1 protein-coding gene and 1 pseudogene are annotated in these 2,563 nt (G+C 72.6%); one reads left to right on the top strand and one right to left on the bottom strand.

Annotated elements, in window-relative coordinates; genetic code table 11:
• A partial coding sequence (locus VIB55_RS09480) for a hypothetical protein (protein ID WP_331876407.1) occupies nucleotides 1–1,473 on the bottom strand: 1,473 nt, incomplete at its 3' end.
• A gap of 350 nt (nucleotides 1,474–1,823) precedes the next feature.
• Here VIB55_RS09480 and VIB55_RS09475 point away from each other — a divergent pair.
• A pseudogene (locus tag VIB55_RS09475) lies at nucleotides 1,824–2,563 on the top strand (adenosine deaminase); the annotation flags it as partial.

Below are 2,563 nucleotides of genomic sequence, written 5' to 3'. Positions count from 1 at the left end.
CACCAGGGCGAAGAAGCTTCCCCCGCTCACCTGCCCGAAGCTGGTCGATCCCGCGCGCCCCGCCTGCACCTCGGCCGAGGGCTTCCACCCGTACGCGGTCCCGCGGTCACCCACCTTGCGATAGACGGGGTTGTTCAGCGCGCGGTTGCTGGTGCGGTCGTCCGCGGCCTGGGTGAGCGTCCAGGTGAGCACCGCGTCGGCCGGGTCCCACGCGGAACCCAGGTGGCCGCGAACGCGCTCCACCAGCCCGTGGCAGGCGCCGCCCGCGCCGTCGTCGCCGTACCAGCCCTCCACCGCGCCCCGGGCCACCACCGCCATCGCCGCGTCCGCGGACAGGCCGGCGTTCATCAGCCGCACCTGCAGGTCGCGGAGCAGGCTGGCGGCGTCGTAGTAGCCCCAGGGCAGCCGCCCCTGCGCATCCGCCGGCTCCAGCGCGTAGATGGCGGCCGCTTCGCGCGGGTTCAGGTGGTCCTGCCAGTTCCAGTTGGCGGTGAGGCCCACGCCCAGGTAGCGGCGCAGCAGGTCCATCGCCAGGAAGTCGGCGCCGCCCTCGATGCTCCACGCGGCCGATCCCGGCGCGGCGTGCGGGGCATCGTGCGCGCCGCGCAGGTGCTGCACCTGCCACGCATGCGTCATCTCGTGCGCCAGCACCTTCAGGCGGTAGCTGGCGTGGTCGTACATCTCGAAGTTCTCGCCCTTGCCCGGCCGCACGTTCACGTTCAGCCACACGAAGCTGCGCGCGCCGCCGGCGTCTTCGCGCGACCAGGTGGCGCCGGCGCCCTGCCCGGGGTTCCACGCCGCGGCCAGGATCAGCAGCTGGCCCGAGCCGGGGCTGGTGACCGGCACCGTTTCGCCCAGCGCGCCGCGGAGGACGGGTACGCCCTGCGACGCGAGGAACTCCAGCGCCGTTTCCGCCTGGTCCAGCACGCGCGCGGCGCCGCTCTCGTCGCCCTCGAGCACCGCCAGGACGAACCGGCCGCCCACCACCTTCACCACCCGCGCCGGCACCGTGCCCGCTCCCACCATCGGCTGCACCTGGAACCGCTCGCCATCGCGCCACGGGGTCTCGCGTGCGTACGGATCGCCGGGCGCCGGCGCGGTGTTCATGCGCAGGTCGCCGGTGAGCCGATACGCGCCGCCCTCGGCCTCGAGGAGGTTCTGCGACGCGGCGGCTCCCCCCGCCCCGTCGCCCAGGGTGTAGCGCGGCTCCGGCAGCTCGCCCGCGAACGGGCCGGCCGCCGATGCGTCCAGCGCCCGCGCGTCGAAGCCGGCCAGCACGTACTCGGCACCATCCGCCCCGAGGGCGATGCAGCGCGCCTGGGCTTCGCTCAGCGAGCGCGTTTCGCCCGGGGCCAGGTCCAGGCGGACGGCCGCGTCGCACGAGGCGGCGGGGGCGCTGGGGCCCGCGGCGTCCTGGCAGCCGGCCAGCACGGCGGATGCGAGGACGAGGGCGGCGAGGCGGTGTGAGATCATCGGTCCAGCTCCGTTGAACGACAGGGGCCGCGCGACTGCCAGCCCTCGGCGCTTTCCAAAGCGAACACCGTTCCCAATCCCATCAACTGAGCTAAGTCGTTCTTGTACACGCGTTTACGCACCCAGGCGACGCGGCGACGCGGTGCCGCCGGGTGTCCGGAAAACGGTCGGTGGACGAGGGCTGGTGCACGAAACGGCCAGTGTCTGCGCGGAAAGTGGCGAGGTGTACGATTTTCGATCGGCCCTGCGCAGGTCGTGATGCTTCCCCGGCCACGGCCCCGCGACTAAGTTGGGCCTGGTCAGGGTGGCCCCGCGTCCGCAGCCCCCGTAAACCACTCGGTCCAACGCCCATGATCCTTCGATCCATCGCGCGCGTGCCCCGCCTGCGCGCGCTGCTCGCCAACGCCGCCATCCTCTTCGCCCTTCCCGCTGCCGCGCAGGGCGGGGAAGCGGAAGAGCGGACCGCCCGCTACTTCGACGGGATCCGCTCCGATCCGCGTGCGCTGGAGATCTTCATCCGCGAAATGCCCAAGGGGGCAGACCTGCACAGCCATCTTTCGGGCGCCATCTACGCCGAAAGCTACCTGCGCTGGGCGGCGGAGGACGGGCTGTGCGTCAACACGCGGTCGCTGGGGATCGCGGCCCCACCCCCGCCGGGGAGCGCGGCTCCACCCTGCACGCCCAACGACACGCTGCGCCTGGCGTCGACCATTCCCGACACCAGCGCGCTGTACGGCCAGGTGGTGAACGCCATGTCGATGCGCGGGTGGACGCCGCAGTCCGGCATCAGCGGCCACAACCAGTTCTTCGGTACTTTCCGGAGGATGAGCACCACTGAGCGCCGCGTGGGCGACATGCTGGCGGAGGCGTCCAATCGCGCCGCCATCGGTAGGGTGCGCTACCTGGAACTGATGCTGACGGTAGACGGCGGCCCCGCGGCCAGGCTAGGTGGATCGCTGCGCTGGACCGACGACTTCGGCGCCATGCGCGATACGCTTCTGGCGCGCGGGCTGGACACCGTGGTCACCGCCAGCCGGGCGCGGCTGAAATCGATCGAGGCTCGGCGCGACACGGTGCTCGGCTGCGGGAC

The sequence above is a fragment of the Longimicrobium sp. genome (genome assembly GCF_036554565.1).
Lineage (GTDB): Bacteria > Gemmatimonadota > Gemmatimonadetes > Longimicrobiales > Longimicrobiaceae > Longimicrobium.
The sequence above is the reverse complement of the archived record's forward strand: the minus strand, read 5'-3'. Positions and strand labels throughout refer to the sequence as shown.